This is a genomic window from Buchnera aphidicola (Anoecia corni) (assembly GCF_964056675.1).
Classification (GTDB): domain Bacteria; phylum Pseudomonadota; class Gammaproteobacteria; order Enterobacterales; family Enterobacteriaceae; genus Buchnera_E; species Buchnera_E aphidicola_B.
Window position 1 is genome coordinate 197,778 of the sequence record NZ_OZ060371.1, and the last position, 17,844, is coordinate 215,621.

A 17,844-nucleotide genomic window follows, 5' to 3' on the forward strand; every position below is an offset into this window, starting at 1 on the left:
ATATAAAGTAATAAAAAATACTATCAACTTAATTAAATATTTAAATGAGAAACATAACATGTTTAAAAAATTATTTAAAAATTTCTTTCTTAATAAAAATGATAAAATACTACAAAATTTTAAATTAATAGTACAAAAAATTAACTCCTTTGAAAAAAATATAAAAAAATTAACTGATAAACAGTTATCAAATAAAACTGATTATTTTAAAAAATCTTTAAAATCAGGAAAAAGCCTTAACGATTTATTACCAGAAGCTTTTTCAGTCGTCCGAGAAGCTAGTACAAGAATATTTGGAATGAGACATTTTGACGTTCAATTATTAGGAGGAATAGTATTAAATAATCATAGTATTGCTGAAATGAAAACTGGAGAAGGAAAAACTTTAACCTCTACTTTACCTGCATACTTAAACTCCTTAATCGGAAAAGGAGTCCATATAGTAACTATGAACGACTATCTTGCTAAACGTGACGCAGAAAACAACACACCTCTTTTTAAACTTTTAAAAACAACTGTAGGACTCAACATTTCAGGTATGTCTCAAGAATTAAAAAAAAAAGCATACTTAGCTGATATTACATATGGAACTAATAATGAATATGCTTTTGATTATTTAAAAGATAACATGGTTTTTCATTCACAAGAAAGAATTCAACGTAATTTACATTATGCATTAATAGATGAAATTGACTCAATATTAATAGATGAAGCCCGAACTCCTCTAATAATATCTAACTCGTTAGAAAATAGAGCATTATTTTTTCTAAAAATAAATAATATAATACATAGATTAAAATTGCAAAAAAAAGAAAAAATAGAAAAAAATAATGAAATAGGTGATTTTTATATAAATAAAAAACAAAATCAAATTCATTTAACTGAAAAAGGATTAATAAAAATAGAAAATATTTTAATCAAATTAAAATTAATTGAAAAAAAAGAATCTTTATATTTATCTAGTCATTTTTTTTATATTCAACATGTAATAGCAGCTTTAAAAGCTCATTATTTGTTTAAAAAAAACGTAGATTATATTGTTAAAAATAAATCTATAATCATAGTAGATGAACATACAGGTAGAATTATGCCAGGAAGACGATGGTCAGATGGAATTCATCAAGCAATAGAAGCAAAAGAAAAAGTATTTATAAATAATGAAAATCAAACATTAGCTTCTATTACTTTTCAAAACTACTTTAAATTATACGAAAAATTATCTGGAATGACAGGAACTGCTGTTACTGAATCAAAAGAATTTTACGAAATTTATAAGTTAAACACTATCGCTATTCCAACTAATAATCCTATGATAAGAAAAGATTTACCAGATTTAGTTTTCGTAAATAAAAAAGAAAAAATGAATGCAATAATTTTAAATATAAAAAATTGTGTAAAAAAAAAACAACCCATATTAGTTGGAACTATTTCTATTGAAAAATCTGAAATTATTTCTAACGAATTAAAAAAAATTGGAATAAAACATAATGTATTGAACGCAAAATCACACAAAAAAGAAGCTGAAATAATAGCAGAAGCAGGAACTTTAGGAATGGTTACCATTGCTACTAATATGGCAGGAAGAGGAACAGATATTGTATTAGGTGGAAGTTTTTACTTTAATAAAAAGAAAAACATTAAAAAAGAAAACTTTTTAAAATGGAAAAAAAATCATAACTCAGTATTAGCAGTAGGCGGATTACATATCATTGGAACAGAACGACATGAATCAAGAAGAATTGACAACCAATTATGTGGAAGAGCAGGAAGACAAGGAGATATAGGTTCTTCACAATTTTACATATCATTAGAAGATTCTTTAATAAAAACTTTTGCCTCAAAAACTGTTATTAATCTTATGAAAAAATTAGTTGTTAATCCAAAAGTTCCAATAAAACATAAGTTAATTAATCAATGTATTCAAAACGCTCAAAAAAAAATAGATATGAGAAACTTTCATATACGAAAACAACTAATAGAATATGATAACATTATTGATTACCAGAGAAAAACTATATATACGCAAAGAAATCAAATAATAAAATCAAAAGATATATGTAAAATAATAGACACTATTGCTAAAGATGTTTTTGAGAAAACTATTAATAAATTTATTCCAAAAAAAATATCTAAGAAAAAAAAAATAAAATCAATTCTAGAATTAGAACAATTTTTAATTAAAAAATACAACCTATCTATACCTATAACTCAATGGTACAAAAAAAATGAAAATTTAACTTCAAAAAAAATTAGCAGAAGAATTATAAACTATTTCAAATTATACCACTATTTCAAAAAAAGAATAATTGGAAAGAAAAAAATACAAAATTTTGAAAAAGAAATATTTTTAAAAACACTAGATCTACTATGGATAGACCACCTTTCATCTATAGAAAATCTACAAAAAGGAATACACCTAAGAAGTTATGCACAAAAAGATCCTAAACAAGAATACAAAAGAGAATCATTTGAAATGTTTATTCATTTACTAAAAACACTAAAATGTAAAATAATTACTACCTTTAGCAAATTATTTACTAATTTATATGATAATAAAAATATATTTTTAAAAAAATTTAATTAACTAAAATTTATTTTTTGTTTATATAAATTCAATAAAATAAAAAAAATTTAAAATATATAATTTTCTTATAGAAAAAATATAAATACTTAAATTTAAAAAAATATAATTTAGAATAATTAAAAATATTAAAAAAATTACTAAAATGAAAAATTTTTATTGCAATTAAAAATCAAAATTAATCTGTAGTAAAATATTACATATAATTACTATATACTATTATATAGACAAAATTAATCATTTTTAAAAAATTATTAAACTAAACTTTTATAAATAAAAATATAAAATAAATTAAGGAAAGTTAGGCTATGTCTAATGATATCTATAAAGATGTAGATCCGCTTGAAACTAAAGACTGGATACAAGCAATACAGTCAATGATTGATAAAGAAGGAAGTAGAAGAACTCAATTTATAATAAAAAAATTAATTAAACAAGCAAAAATAAATGGAATTAAAATTTGCAGAAAAAAATTTAATAATGATTACATAAATTCTATTCATTATTCTAAAGAAGAAAAGTATCCAGGAAATTTAAAATTAGAAAAAAATATTTGTAATGTAGTACGTTGGAATGCAATTATTCTTGTTTTACGAGCTTCAAAAAAAAATTTAGATTTAGGTGGACATTTAGCATCTTTCCAATCTGTAGCTACTTTATACGAAGTATGTTTTAATCATTTTTTTAAAGCAGATAACAAAAAAAATAGTGGCGATCTAATTTATTTTCAAGGACACATATCTCCAGGAATTTATGCTAGAGCGTTTATAGAAAATAGATTAAGCGAAGAAAAAATGAATAACTTTAGACAAGAAATAAATGGTAATGGATTATCTTCTTATCCACATCCAAAACTCATGCCAGAATTTTGGCAATTTCCAACAGTTTCTATGGGATTATCACCTATTTGTTCCATCTATCAAGCAAGATTTTTAAAATATCTGAAAAATAGAAAATTAAAAGATACATCTAAACAAACTGTATATGCTTTTTTAGGTGATGGAGAAATGGATGAACCTGAATCTAAAGGAGCTCTAAACATTGCAGTCCGAGAAAAATTAGACAATTTAATTTTTGTTATCAATTGTAATCTTCAAAGATTAGATGGTCCAGTTATTGGTAATGGAAAAATAATAAACGAATTAGAAAACACATTTAATGGATCTGGATGGAAAGTCATTAAAGTTATATGGGGTAGCAGATGGGATTCATTATTAGATAAAGATAAGACTGGAAAACTTATAAAATTAATGAATGAAACAGTTGATGGAGATTATCAAAATTTTAAATCTAAAAATGGAAAATATATAAGAAAATATTTTTTTGAAAAATATGATCAAACTAAAAAATTAGTAGAAAATATGACAGACCAAGAAATATGGAACCTAAATAGAGGAGGGCATGATCCAATAAAAATTTTTAATGCTTTAAAAAAAGCAAAAAAAACCAAAAAAAAACCAGTAGTTATTTTACTTCATACTGTCAAAGGATATGGATTAGGAAAAAGTGCAGAAGCCAAAAACACTGCACATCAAGTAAAAAATATAAATATTGAAGAACTATTAAGAATAAAAAAAAAACTTGAAATACCAATAGAAGATAATAAAGTTAATTCTTTACCATTTATAAAATTTAAGAAAACATCTGAACAATACAAATATCTAATAAAAAAAAGAATTGCATTAGGAGGATTTGTACCACAAAGAAGAATAAAATTCTCTGATGAATTATCTATACCTAAAATTAATAGTTTTGAAAAATTATTGGAAAAACAACAAAAAAAGATTTCTACTACTATTGCTTTTGTTAGAATTTTAAATATCTTACTAAAGGATAGAAAAATACAAAAAAGAATAGTTCCAATTATTGCGGATGAAGCTAGAACTTTTGGTATGGAAGGATTATTTAGAAAAATTGGAATTTATAATTCTGAAGGACAAATTTATACACCTCAAGATAAAGAACAACTCTCTTTTTATAAAGAAGAAAAAACAGGGCAAATACTTCAAGAAGGAATAAGCGAACTAGGTGCAGCATCTTCTTGGTTAGCAGCAGCTACTTCATATAGCAGTAACAACTACCCTATGATACCTTTCTTTATCTATTATTCTATGTTTGGATTTCAAAGAATTGGTGATTTATTTTGGGCAGCTGGAGATCAACAAGCTAGAGGATTTTTAATAGGAGGAACATCCGGAAGAACTACATTAAATGGAGAAGGTTTGCAACATGAAGATGGTCATAGCCACATATATTCTTCTACTGTACCTAATTGTATATCCTATGATCCTGCATATGCATATGAACTTGCTATAATCATTCAAAACGGAATAGAAAGAATGTATGGACCAAAACAAGAAAATGTTTATTTTTATATCACTACTTCTAATGAAAATATAAAAATGCCAGAAATAAAAAAAGAAAAAAAAGAAAAAATAAAAGAAGGAATATGTAAAGGAATTTATAAACTGAAAAGTATTCATGGAAAAAAATATACAGTACAACTAATAGGTTCAGGATCAATCCTTCAAAATATAATAAAAGCAGGAAAAATTCTAAGTAAAAATTTCAATATTGGATCTGAAATCTACAGTGCGACTTCATTTACAGAATTAGCTAGAGAGGGTCAAGACTGTGACAGATGGAATACATTAAATCCAAAAAAACCACAAAAAATACCTTATATTACAAAAATAATGCAAAAAATTCCGACTATAGCTGCAACTGATTTCATTAAATCCTACCCGGAACAAATTAGAAGTTATATTCCTACAAAATCATATCGCACATTAGGAACCGATGGATTCGGAAGATCCGATAGTAGAGAAAATTTAAGATCACACTTTGAAATAAGTCCATTTTTCATAGTCGTAACAGCTTTAAATGAACTCGCTAAAAAAGGAAAAATAAAAAACGAAATAGTAGAAAAAGCAATAATTCAATTTAATATAGATCCAAAAAAGATAAATCCAAGAACAGCCTAATTTTCACAAATAAACTAAAAAAAAAAAAAAAAATGAAAACATATACTATACCAGAGATAGGAAACGAAGAAGTTGAAGTAACAGAAATAGAAATAAAAGAAGAAGAAAAAGTAAAACCTGAGCAAACTTTAATTACAGTAGAAGGGCAAAAAATTTCTATAGATATACCTTCAACCGTAAAAGGTAAAGTAAAAGAGATTTTAGTAAAAATAGGACAAAAAATCAAGACTGGAACACCTTTCATAAAAATAGAATCAGACGAACATATAACAAGTAAAGAAGAAAAAGAAAACAAGAAAGAAGAGGATCAAAAGGTAGAGAAAAGTCAAAAAGGAAGAGAGGAGAAGAGGAAAGAAGAAGACAAGGAAGAGAGAAAGAGAAAGAGTAATAAAGAAAGAGAGGATAGCCATGCATCTCCTACAGTAAGAAGATTAGCAAGAGAGTACAAAGTAGAGCTAAGCGAGATAAAAGGAACAGGAAGAAAAGGTAGAGTTCTTAAAGAAGATATTAAGGTATATCTTAAGGGACGAGAAGATAATTCTACACTATTTTTATCTAGTAGTAAAGAGAATGTTTTTGTAAAAAATTCTTCTTCTGGATTGAATCTAGAAAAAGAAAATAGATATTTTTTTAATCGAGTTGAGATGAGTGCTGTTAGTCAATTAAAAAAAAATTGGAGTTCAGTTCCCCATGTTACACAGTTTGCCGAAGCTGATATTACGGAGTTAAATAAATTGAAAAAGAGTTTTTCAGAAGATTTTTTTCAAGAAGAAAATCTGTATTCGTTAACTTATCTTCCTTTTATTATAAAAGCGTTATGTTGTGCATTGAAAAAATTTTCTAAATTTAATAGTGTTTATTCGGATACTACATCTAGTTTATTGTTTAAAAAATCTTTAAATATTGGGATAGTAGTAGATAGTAAAGAAGGTTTATTTATTCCAGTTTTAAAAAAAGCGAATGAAAAATCTATTTTGGATATTGCGAAGGAAGTTTTTCTTTTATCTGAAAAAACTAGACAAAAAAAATTATTACTATCAGATGTTCAAGAATCTACTTTTACTGTTTCTAATTTAGGAGGAGTTGGAGGTTCTTTTTTTACTCCTATAGTTAATAGTCCTGAAGTAGGTATATTAGGAATTTCACGTGCTTCTTTAAAGCCGACATGGGTTATTGATAAAATTTTACCTCGTTTAATTTTACCTTTATCTTTATCGTATGATCATCGAGTAATTAATGGAGTATATGCAGTTAATTTCTTAAATTTGATAATAAAATTATTATCAAATGTAGCGTTATTAACAGTTTATTAATAATTTTTTATAGAGTAATATATTGATATAAGTAAAATTTATTTTTTATATATGTTGAATTAGTTTCTAAGGGTTTATTTATGAATTTTGAATATAATGTTGATGTAGTAGTAATTGGTTCTGGTCCAGCTGGTTATTCATCTGCTTTTCGTTGTGCAGATTTAGGTTTAAGTACTGTATTAGTAGAACGTTATTCTCATGTAGGAGGTGTGTGTGTAAATGTTGGTTGTATTCCTTCGAAAGCTTTTTTACATATCGCTAAAGTTATTAGAGAAGCTAATGATTTGTCACGTCAAGGAGTTTTTTTTAATAGTCCAGTAATTGAAATAGAAAAACTTCGATTATGGAAGGAAGAAAAAATAAAAAGTATTAGTTCTAATATTTCTTTAATGGCTAAAAGGAGAAATGTCGAAGTTGTTTTAGGGTTAGGAGAGTTTGTAACGGATAGTAGTATAAGAATAGTTTCAGAAAAAAAGATTTCGATAGTTCATTTTAAATATGCAATTATTGCTGTTGGTTCAAAATCTATAGAGTTACCTTATTTAAACTATAAAAATCCTAAAATATGGAATTCGACAAGATCATTAAGTATGGAATATATACCAAAACGTTTATTAATTATTGGAGGAGGAATAATAGGGTTAGAAATGGCAACTGTATATAGTGCTATAGGTTCTCATGTAGAGATAGTAGATAGCAGCCAGGTTACTTTACCATTTTTGGATAAAGATATTGTTTCTACTTATTTAAATTTATCGAAAAAAATGTTTAATTATAAATCAAATACTTCTATTTTAAATGTAGAAGATAAAGATAGTTTTTTTGTTGTTACTATGAAAAATAGAGAAGGAAAAATATATGTAAATAAATATGATAATATTTTATCTGCAGTAGGACGTTCTCCTTCAGTTTCTAAACTTAATCTTGATTTGTTAGGAATAAAATTAGATAAATTTGGTTTTATCAAAGTAGATAATCAACAAAGAACAAATATACCCCATATTTTTGCAATAGGAGATGTAGTAGGTAAACCAATGTTGGCTCACAAAGGAATTTATGAAGGTCATGTAGCAGCGGAAGTTATTTCTGGTAAGAATGTATATTTTGATCCAAAAGTTATTCCAAGTGTAGCTTATACAGATCCTGAAATAGCATGGGTTGGTGTTAATGAAAAAGAAGCAAATAAGAAAAATATAAGTTATGAAATGTGTGTTTTTCCTTGGATTGCTTCAGGAAGAGCAATTGTTTCTAATTCTTCTAGTGGTTTAACTAAATTAATATTTAACAAAATTACAAAAAAAATTATTGGAGGGATTATTATAGGTAATAATGCTGGTGAATTATTATCAGAAATCACATTAGCTATTGAAATGGGATGTGATGCTGAAGATATAGCTTTAACTATACATGCTCATCCTACTTTAAGTGAATCAATATGTTTAGCTTCTCAAATTTTTCAAGGTAGCGTAACTGATGTTCCTAATTTAAAAAGCAAAATTTAATGTAATTAAATTAGCATGCTTATAACCTTATAAAAAATTGCTTTAATTGGATTAGCTCGTGCATGGTAGTTATTGTAGATTGCACGGGCATGTGGTTTATTTTTTACAATTTAACCTTAGAAATTTAAATATGTAGTTATATGACTAACTTTGTTTTTTGTATAAAATTATTTTTTCTTAAAATTTAAGGAATTATTTTATTCTTTAATATAGCAATTTAAAATTAATTTTTATTATAAGATAATTTAATTTTTTTTATATTTTCAAGCATACTCAAAACTAAATTAGAGTAGTTTTTTATGGATTTTTTTTTATTTTTGTAATAACTAAAAACAGAGTTATTATTTGAAAAATCAGAAATACTACGGATAGATATAAAAGGTTTTTGAAAAAACAAACATACTTGCGCTATAGAAGCTGATTCCATATCTATTGATAATGGTTTTTTTTTTAAATTTTTAATGTTAATTTTTTTAATATTTGTAATAAAAGAATCCCCACTAATCATTTTTCCAATATAAAATGTTATTTTTAACAATTTTGAACAATATTGAGCTAGTTGAACAAATGGATAATATGAGTGAAATGTTTGTGGGCACCCTGCTATTTGGTTTTTTTTATAACCAAATGATTCTAAATTAACATCATGGTATTGAACGGAATCAGAAATGATAATATCGCCTATGTTTAATTTTTTGTTAAATCTTCCGCATGATCCAATGTTAATAATTCCATTGACTAAATAATTTTTTATGAGCAAGGTAGACATTATACTAGAAAAAACTTTTCCGATTCCTGAGTGTACTAAAATGACATTTATATTATATATATATCCATCATAAAAATTGTGATTTTCTATAGTTTTTTTTTTATATGGTTGCATTTTTTTTTTATATTTTTTATTTCTTCATATGTTGCGCCAATAATTCCAATTTTTATTTTTTTCATAATTTTTAAAATATTTTATTATTATTTAGTCAGGTGAAAGTAAATAAAATTTTATAAATGATATATTTATTTATGAACTAAAAGATTCTCCACAACTACAGGTTTTTTTTGCGTTTGGATTTTTAATAGAAAATATAGATCCTGTAAAATTTTCTAAATAATCGATTGTTCCACCGTTAATATATTGTATACTGATAGGATCTATAACAAAAGAAATCCCTGAATTTTTTACAATAGTATCATGTTTGTGAATTTTTTTGTCAATTTTAAAATTATATTTAAATCCGTTGCATCCTCCTCCAGTAATGTAGATTCTTAAATTTAAATTTTTATTTAATAAAATTTTTTTTGTTTTTTTTATAGCAGACTGAGTAATATTTATATGGTAATTATTTTTGTTTTTCATATTATATAAATTTAAAAATTGTGGAATATATTATTTTGTATAATGTAAAGTTATTAGTTATTTAAATAATTATTTATGATAACGAGTATTTATGAATATTTAAAGTTTTTATTATTATTAAAATTATTTTTTTCTGAGAAAAGAAGGAATATCTAAATAGTTTTGAGTTTTTTTGTTATTTTGTTTTTGGTTATTGAATTTATTTTTCTCATTATTTTTAATTTCTTTAGAAAAAACTTTTCTAGTAATGTTTTGACATCTGTAGTCAGAAGATAATTCTTTAGACGATATATTTTGAACAGATGGATAGTCATCGTATCTTTCATTTCCAATCCCAGTAGCTACGACTGTTACTCTTAGCGATTCATTCATATCAGGGTCGAGAGAAGTACCAATAACTATAGTTGCATTATCTGAAGAAAATGATCTAATAGTATTACCTACAGTTTCAAATTCATCTAATCGTAAATCAAAGCCAGCGGTTATGTTAACTAGTACTCCTTTTGCTCCTGATAAATCAATATCTTCTAATAATGGACTAGAAATAGCTATTTCTGCAGCTTCTTCTGCTCTATTTTCACCTTCCGCTATTCCGCTTCCCATCATTGCATGTCCCATTTCAGACATAACTGTTCTTACATCAGCAAAATCAACATTCATTAATCCAGGTTTTGTGATTAGTTCAGCTATTCCTTGTACTGCTCCTTTAAGTACGTTGTTAGCAGCGCTAAAAGCGTCTAGCAAAGAAATTCCTCTACTAAGAACTTTTAATAGTTTATCGTTAGGTATTGTTATTAAAGAATCCACATGTTTAGATAAATCTACTATTCCTTGATCTGCAAAGATCATTCTTTTTTTACCTTCGAATGAAAAAGGTTTTGTTACTACAGCTACTGTTAAAATGTTTAAATCTTTTGCGATTTCAGCAACTACTGGAGCTGCTCCTGTTCCTGTTCCTCCTCCCATTCCTGCTGCTATAAAAACCATATCAGATCCTTCTAGTGCTGATTTTAAAGCTTCTTTATCTTCTTCTGCGGAATTCTTACCTATTTCTGGGTTAGATCCAGCGCCTAATCCTTTAGTAATATTATTACCAATTTGAATTGTTTGACATATTTCAATTTTTTTTAGTGCTTGAGCATCTGTATTTATAGCAAAAAAATCTACTCCTTCTATTTTTTCGCGAACCATATGTTCGACAGCGTTACCTCCACCTCCTCCTACACCAATGACTTTTATAACGGCATCGTTAGTTAGTTGAGTTTGTTCAAACATTTTTTTCTCCTTTTTAGTAAATTGATGTACATGTAGATTTATTAGAATTCTTTATATAACCAATTGTATAATTTTTTAAAGTATTTGTTTAATAGTGTATTAGTATTCTTAACGTTTTGATTTTGTTCAATTTTTTTTTTTCCATAGTGTAATAGTCCTACAGCAGTAGAATATTTTGGTATAGAAAGAATAGATTTTTCATTATCGGTATTTAATGGAAATCCAATTCTTATTTTTTTATTAAATACATTATAAGAACATGTTGTTAAAGATTTTATTTGAGATGCGTTTCCAGTTATAACTATACCTGATTTTAGTTCAGCTGAATGATTTTTGTTTTTTAATTTTCTTTCTGCTATTTCTATTTCTGATTGTACTAAACTAAGTAGTTCTATGTATCTTGCTTCAATTACTTCTGTTAGTTTTTCCATCGTGATGTGAGAAAATACATTACCTTGGGTATCTAATATTTTTAGATTTTTATTTTTTGGTATTTTAGATAGATCTGCATGCCCGTATTTTATTTTGATATGCTCTGCTTCAGTAATGGAAATAGAAAAAGCGTAAGATATATCGTTAGTAACCATGTTTCCAGCATATGGAATGACTTTACTATAATATAAATATCCGTATATATATATAGTGATATCTATAGTTCCTGCTCCTATATCAAGCATGCATACTCCTAGATTCTTTTCTTCGTCTGTAAGTACAGCTTTTCCAGAAGCTATGCCGGAGAATATGAATTTATCTATTACAATTCCATTTTTTTTTGTAGCATATTGAATATTTTCTAGTATATTATTATGACATGTAATGATGTGTACATTTGCTTCCATTCTTTTTCCACGTAAACCCATTGGATTTTTTATTCCAATTTGTTGGTCTATTGAATATTCTTGTGGAATAATATGTATTATTTGATAGTCGTTATCAATTTTAATAGAACTAGCTGTATGAATTATATGATTAATGTCATTTTTATTCACTTTATTTTTAGAAATCGGAATAATTCCTATTTCATTTTTAGAATCTATATATTTATTAGAGAGAGTTACATATGCAGATTTTATTTTGCATTTAGAAACTAATTCTGCTTGGAATAATGCTTTTTTTAAACAATTAGTTACTAATTTTAAATTATTAACAAATCCTTTTTCAATTCCTTTAGATTTAGATTCTCCTATTCCGACAATATTAATACCTTTCTTAGATATTTCTCCAATTACAACTGATATTTTCATAGTACCAATATCTAATCCAACTACTAGTTGTTTTTTTTGTGCATCAATCATACTTTTAGTCCATACTGTAAATAAATGCTGTGGTAATCAATTTTATTAGATCACTTGAATAGTTAAAGATTTATTATATATATATATGTAAGTAATAAATACATCATATTATAGATTATTTAATGTATAAATATGTTTTCTATAAAAGATCATTGTAATATTAAAATTCAGTGATAAATAATTGTTTTATTGGTTTAATCTAATTAGCAAGTTCTAAGAGATAGAGCTATTTAAATAAAATATTAAATATAATATATATATATGTATATATGTATATATGTATATATGTATGTATATATGTATAGGATAAATATTAAATTTAATTTTAGTAAATATTTTTTATGTATGAATTATTAAGTTAAATATTGTGAAAAGTTTTAGTTATATATTTTGACAATATTATTTTTAAAAAATTAGATTTTGAATAATTGATTAGTATACACGTAATTTAAATAATAAATTTGTTTTAGTTCATTTAAGAATTAAATATGAATAATTATATTTTAAAATTTTAAATTTATTTTTACAAAAAAACAAATATAATAAGTAGTTTTACTTTTTTAAAAGTATTTAAAAAAGTAAATTTAATATAGTTAAATTATGTTTTTGTTTGAAATTTAAATGAGAAAATTAGTATAAATGTGTATTTTTATAAAAAATGTAATTAAATTATTAATATTAAAGTAGCATGTTATAGATAAATAATATCTATTTTTGTATGAGGTAAATTATAAAAAAATATTTTTAGGTTTAAATTATTTAAATTAATTTCAGTTTAATTAAATAATTTTTTTATTTTCTGTATAATAACTTTATTTTATATAGGAATTGATAAAAATTGTAGCAATGTTATTTAGGATTATTTTTAAAAAAATAATTTTTATAATTTATTTATATTTTAAATTTTACAAAAATAGTATTAATTTAACTCATTTTGTTACATTATATGTAATGTATATTTATTAAATGTGTTAGTGGGACTGAAATAGAATTTTTTAACAGGAGTTTATGTAAAAGATATTATATTAGTATATATTGTTTTTTAAATAAATTTTATGTATGTATTTTAAGTATATATAAAAAATGTTATGTTTAGTTTTTTGTAGTATAATGACATTTTATTAAATATACATAACTATATGTAAACTTATTAGATTTCTGAAATTTGCATTGCTAAATAGTTAGTTTTGATTATAACTTTTAGATTAATTTTAATTAAATATATATGCATTTCATTATTTTTCTATATAAATATATTTATGTATACATATATTTAAACATATGTATATGTATTTTTTATAATGATATGTACTTAGATTTTTTTTATAAAAATTATGTTAACTATTATTAAAGATAGATATTTCTTTATTAATAGTTATTTGTTTTTTAATCTTGGAAAGATATATATTACTTTTAATTTTTATATTTTTATTTTAAATTTTAGTAATGAATATTATTTTATATATTAATCTTTATATTTTATTTTTAAGGTAAAACAAAATTTTTTATTGTTAGAATTAACAGTATATTAATAGATAAGAATTTATAGAAAAAATTTTATAATCTAAGTTTGATGAATGTTATTAAATAAGTAAAACTAGATTAATTTAATTGTAAATTCTATATATAAAAAAATTTTTACAAATTATTTAGATAGTGTTTTTTTAGTGGTTTAGATTATATTGATTTTAATAAAGAAATAATATTTTTTTTTAAAAAAATTTAACTTGTAATAATTTTGTTTACAATAAATGATACATTTACACATTTTTTTTAAAGATAAATATTGTTTTTAAAGTTTTAGTAGATTAAAAATATAAAGTTTCATAGTAATTGCTAAAGTTAAAAATTTCTTTGATTGTGTTAAAGGTAAAAACATTTATATATTAATTGAATGTAAATAGTAGTCGTATTATTTTTTTTATAATTTAAAAACAATATTGGTTAATAGTTGTAAAACGTACTTTTATGTTGTATTAGAAATATAATGATTTTTTTTGAATAATTATGTAGAGAGAGTTTTAATTTGTATTAAAAATGAATATTTTTCGAACAGTACTTCTATTTTTTTAGTAGAAATAAAAATATTTGGAATAGTAAATAAATTTTGGATAGTTTAATGTATGATTTTATATATTTTTATTATTCATAGTAATTTTTTTTTACTGGTTAGTAAATATTAGTAAGATGTGTATATAAAATATATAAGCGTATTAATAGTAATTAATCTAGATTTGAAATACTTTTTATTTATATGTCAAAATTAATTCGAAGTATTGCTATTAAATATATTTTGTTTATTAAGATTAAAATTTAATTTTTGTATTAAATTAATATTATTTATTATATTAATAATATTAATTGTTGATAGTATATTTTATAAATTATTAATGAAGTGTAGTTAAATTTTATAAAAAGCTTGGTATAATTTTTTTTTTTTCAAAAAATCAATTTTTATTATAATTAATATTGCTATCCAAATAGATATAAAGTTAGCTTTACCATAAATTAAAAAAGGAAGTATTGGAATTGATGTTGTGTTATGTTGAGCAATATTAAACATATTAACTATTGTTTGAGTTAAAAACCAAATAGAACAAGATGATGCAAAAAATCCAGAAAAATTATTATTTTTTTTGAGAGATTTTTCTCCAATTTTTTTTATATATATAATTAGAAAAATAATAATAAAAATTAAATAAAAAAAATAAAAGAAGCTTAATTTTTTAGAAATAAAAATGAAAGCCGAGTATAAATTAGTATTTTTTAGGAAATAATATTTATTATTAAAATTATTAATTGTGCTATATGATAAATTTATATATTTGTAATTTAATATGTTGTTAATAATTTGTATGTTAGATGTAATTGTTATTAATAATAGTTTTAAAACAAAAAACATATTTTTTATAGAATAATTTTTTATTAAATTAAAATTTATAAATAGTAATGTTGTAGAAGGAAAAATAGTTAAAAAAAATAGTTTTTTTCTTCTATTAGTTAAGCATATTAAATATATCGTTGTAATAAAAAGAATAAAAGCATTTTTTATATCTTTTTCAAAAAGAAAAAAACTGCATGTTATTGTTAATACAATTATTAGTTTTATAATATTCCAAATATTTTTTTTTTTTTTAATTTTCTAGAGCAATAACTAGCAGTATAAATAAAAAAAAATAATTTAATTAATTCTAGAATTTGTAAAAATATACTATTATAATTAACAATTATTTTTAGCGAGTATTGAAAATTTTTTAGAAAAATTATTAAAAAGAGTGTTATAAAAATTGTTTGAAGTATAGTATTATTATTTTTTTTCCAAAAAGAAAGAGGAAGATATAATATTATATAAGTCGTTATTGTTAGAAGTGTTAAATAAAGAAAATTATGTTGAATTAATAACATTGATTGAAATAGTATATTTTCTTTTTTTATTGTATTTGGAATAGAAAATAACATAGTATATAAAATAAAGTTTGTTAGAATAATAAACCATCTGAATAAAGATTTATATGATTTTATAGAAAAAGTATACATTTTTTTCACTATTTTTAGTATTGAATAATATTTATATATAAAATTTAATTAGTTGTAGTGATGATTTTAATGAATTTATGAAAAATTTTATTTTTAATAATAATGGTAAAACAAAAAATAATATATAAAAAATTTTACTATTTTTATATTTAATTAATAGAATAAATAATGATAGTTGTAATTCTAAGAGTTATGTAGTAAATGTAAAATTTATAGAAAATTAATTTTTATTTCAAAACATAATTTAATCATTATTAAAACTAATTTTTTTACTTTGTGAAGTTAGATTATAATCTTTTTTAAATTTTATTTAAAGTTTAAAAATTATTTGGTTTTATTAGGTTAAACATTATTTAAATTTAATAAATATGATACATATTAATTATAATATCGAATGTAATTTATTATGACGTTTTATTTAAAAACTTATATACGATACATATAAATTTTATTTATTACTAAAATAATAAAATACATTAATTTAAGTATTAAAAAACAACAAAATGTTTTAATGTAATAAAACATAATTATCATTGTATAAGTTTTACGAGAGTACTCAAATTATACAATTAGAGATTACAGATAATTTTTATTTTTAATAAATATTTATAGAATTTTGATAATTATTTTTTTATATGCAGTAAAATTTATAATCATTAAAATGTATATTATTTTTTTATATGTAAGGTATAATTTGAATATAGATATATTGAGGTTCAGTTTTTTTTTATAACTATATATATATAATATAATAATTTATAGTTAATAAACAACAGTTGTCAGATTGAATTATATATATATATATTGTGCCATTAATTTATTATTTTAAATGAATTTTATTTGCATTGTTTAAATTTTTTATTAAATATAGATTTTCTTAGAAAAAAAATTTTTTAAATGTTTCCAGTTTTTATCTTATATATTTATATAAGTATACATGTATTAAATCAATTCAGCTGTTCTAAGAATAGCACTTCTAGATCTTGGATTTGAAATAATTTGATGTTTATTGGGTATTTTTTTTGAAATTAATTTTAATTTTATTGAGTTAGATAAAGAAATTTCTTTTTCTGTAATAGGAATACCTTTTGGAATAAATCTATTTTTGCTGTATTTACTAAAAAATTTTTTTACAATTCGGTCTTCTAAAGAATGGAAGCTAATTACAACAATACGACCTTTTGGAGCTAAAATATTTAATGATTGTTGTAATGCGATTTTGATTTCTTCTAATTCTCTATTTATTTTTATTCGAATGGCTTGAAAACTTCTAGTTGCCGGATGTTTAAATTTTTTTATTTTTTTTGGTATTATTTTAGCAATTAAATTAGCTAATTGTTTAGTAGTTACAATAGGTTTTATTGAATTTTGTTTTTTTATTGCATAAGATATTTTTTTTGCGTAACGTTCTTCTCCATATTCTCGTAGTACTTTTTCTATTTTTTCTTGTTTAGATTTTAATAACCATTGTGACGCTGAAATTCCTTTTTTTGGATTCATTCGCATATCAAGAGGACCATCTTTCATAAATGAAAATCCTCGTTTAGAAGAATCAATTTGGGGAGTAGAAACTCCTAAATCAAATAGTATTCCATTAGTTTTTTTTAAAATATTATTTTTTTTTGAAAAATTAAAAATATTTGAAAAAACATTATTTTCTATTTTAAATCTTGAATCTTTAATAATTTTAGAGTGTGTAATAGCATCAGGATCTGTATCTATAGCAAAAAGTTTTCCTTCAGAACTTAAATTTTTTAGTATTAAAGAAGAATGACCTCCATATCCAAATGTGCTATCGATATAAATTCCTTTTTTTTTTATTTTAAGAGATTCAATAGCTTCATTTAGAAATACTGCAGTGTGAAGTGTTTTAAATTTATAGTTATGCATAGATTTTTTGTAAAACTGAATATTGTTAAATTAATTAAATTATTTTTAAAATTTTTTGTTATTTTAAATAAATAGCGAAAGTAGGATACATTTAGAGGTCATAAAGAATTATT

Annotated in this window: 11 protein-coding genes; 4 read left to right on the forward strand and 7 right to left on the reverse strand. The window is 22.6% G+C overall.

Annotation, left to right across the window (positions count from 1 at the left end; genetic code table 11):
• Window positions 1–58 precede the first annotated feature (58 nt).
• The 4 genes from secA to lpdA all read left to right on the forward strand — a co-directional run bounded on the left by secA (window position 59) and on the right by lpdA (window position 8,380).
• Window positions 59–2,584, forward strand: coding sequence for a preprotein translocase subunit SecA (secA, locus tag AB4W63_RS00845; RefSeq protein ID WP_367681135.1), 2,526 nt, complete (start codon window positions 59–61; stop codon window positions 2,582–2,584).
• A 305-nt stretch (window positions 2,585–2,889) separates the two neighbouring features.
• Entirely contained in the window at window positions 2,890–5,565 is a 2,676-nt protein-coding gene (gene aceE / locus AB4W63_RS00850) for a pyruvate dehydrogenase (acetyl-transferring), homodimeric type (protein ID WP_367681136.1), read from the forward strand.
• A gap of 32 nt (window positions 5,566–5,597) precedes the next feature.
• Entirely contained in the window at window positions 5,598–6,878 is a 1,281-nt protein-coding gene (locus tag AB4W63_RS00855) for a 2-oxo acid dehydrogenase subunit E2 (protein WP_367681137.1), read from the forward strand.
• Between the two features lie 80 nt (window positions 6,879–6,958).
• Window positions 6,959–8,380 carry a dihydrolipoyl dehydrogenase gene (lpdA, locus tag AB4W63_RS00860; protein WP_367681138.1) on the forward strand — a complete coding sequence of 474 codons (1,422 nt, stop codon included), beginning with the start codon at window positions 6,959–6,961 and terminating at the stop codon, window positions 8,378–8,380.
• A 223-nt stretch (window positions 8,381–8,603) separates the two neighbouring features.
• On the opposite strand, the gene mtnN is transcribed toward lpdA, so the two are convergent.
• The 7 genes from mtnN to rsmH all read right to left on the reverse strand — a co-directional run bounded on the left by mtnN (window position 8,604) and on the right by rsmH (window position 17,731).
• A complete protein-coding gene (mtnN, locus tag AB4W63_RS00865) occupies window positions 8,604–9,263 on the reverse strand; it encodes a 5'-methylthioadenosine/S-adenosylhomocysteine nucleosidase (protein ID WP_367681139.1) in 660 nt (219 codons plus the stop codon).
• 135 nt (window positions 9,264–9,398) lie between these two features.
• Window positions 9,399–9,734 carry an iron-sulfur cluster insertion protein ErpA gene (gene erpA, locus AB4W63_RS00870; protein ID WP_367681140.1) on the reverse strand — a complete coding sequence of 112 codons (336 nt, stop codon included), beginning with the start codon at window positions 9,732–9,734 and terminating at the stop codon, window positions 9,399–9,401.
• Window positions 9,735–9,857: 123 nt separating this feature from the next.
• The gene (gene ftsZ / locus AB4W63_RS00875) at window positions 9,858–11,051 is read right to left on the reverse strand and encodes a cell division protein FtsZ (RefSeq protein WP_367681196.1); all 1,194 of its coding nucleotides are present in this window, start codon (window positions 11,049–11,051) and stop codon (window positions 9,858–9,860) included.
• Window positions 11,051–12,304, reverse strand: coding sequence for a cell division protein FtsA (gene ftsA / locus AB4W63_RS00880; protein ID WP_367681141.1), 1,254 nt, complete (start codon window positions 12,302–12,304; stop codon window positions 11,051–11,053). Before ftsA ends, ftsZ begins: the two co-directional genes overlap by 1 nt.
• Before the next feature lie 2,401 nt (window positions 12,305–14,705).
• Complete coding sequence (locus AB4W63_RS00885; RefSeq protein ID WP_367681197.1) at window positions 14,706–15,443, reverse strand: FtsW/RodA/SpoVE family cell cycle protein; 738 nt, start codon at window positions 15,441–15,443, stop codon at window positions 14,706–14,708.
• The gene (locus AB4W63_RS00890) at window positions 15,410–15,841 is read right to left on the reverse strand and encodes a hypothetical protein (RefSeq protein ID WP_367681142.1); all 432 of its coding nucleotides are present in this window, start codon (window positions 15,839–15,841) and stop codon (window positions 15,410–15,412) included. The genes AB4W63_RS00885 and AB4W63_RS00890 overlap by 34 nt, the downstream gene beginning before the upstream one ends.
• Window positions 15,842–16,783: 942 nt before the next feature.
• Window positions 16,784–17,731 carry a 16S rRNA (cytosine(1402)-N(4))-methyltransferase RsmH gene (gene rsmH / locus AB4W63_RS00895; protein WP_367681143.1) on the reverse strand — a complete coding sequence of 316 codons (948 nt, stop codon included), beginning with the start codon at window positions 17,729–17,731 and terminating at the stop codon, window positions 16,784–16,786.
• Between the last annotated feature and the right edge of the window lie 113 nt (window positions 17,732–17,844).

Bases quoted from the DNA above. Each gene is read 5' to 3' on its own strand.
- secA (WP_367681135.1), top strand. From the start codon at position 59: ATGTTTAAAAAATTATTTAAAAATTTCTTTCTTAATAAAAATGATAAA.
- aceE (WP_367681136.1), top strand. From the start codon at position 2,890: ATGTCTAATGATATCTATAAAGATGTAGATCCGCTTGAAACTAAAGAC.
- AB4W63_RS00855 (WP_367681137.1), top strand. From the start codon at position 5,598: ATGAAAACATATACTATACCAGAGATAGGAAACGAAGAAGTTGAAGTA.
- lpdA (WP_367681138.1), top strand. From the start codon at position 6,959: ATGAATTTTGAATATAATGTTGATGTAGTAGTAATTGGTTCTGGTCCA.
- mtnN (WP_367681139.1), bottom strand. From the start codon at position 9,263: ATGCAACCATATAAAAAAAAAACTATAGAAAATCACAATTTTTATGAT.
- erpA (WP_367681140.1), bottom strand. From the start codon at position 9,734: ATGAAAAACAAAAATAATTACCATATAAATATTACTCAGTCTGCTATA.
- ftsA (WP_367681141.1), bottom strand. From the start codon at position 12,304: ATGATTGATGCACAAAAAAAACAACTAGTAGTTGGATTAGATATTGGT.
- AB4W63_RS00890 (WP_367681142.1), bottom strand. From the start codon at position 15,841: ATGTATACTTTTTCTATAAAATCATATAAATCTTTATTCAGATGGTTT.
- rsmH (WP_367681143.1), bottom strand. From the start codon at position 17,731: ATGCATAACTATAAATTTAAAACACTTCACACTGCAGTATTTCTAAAT.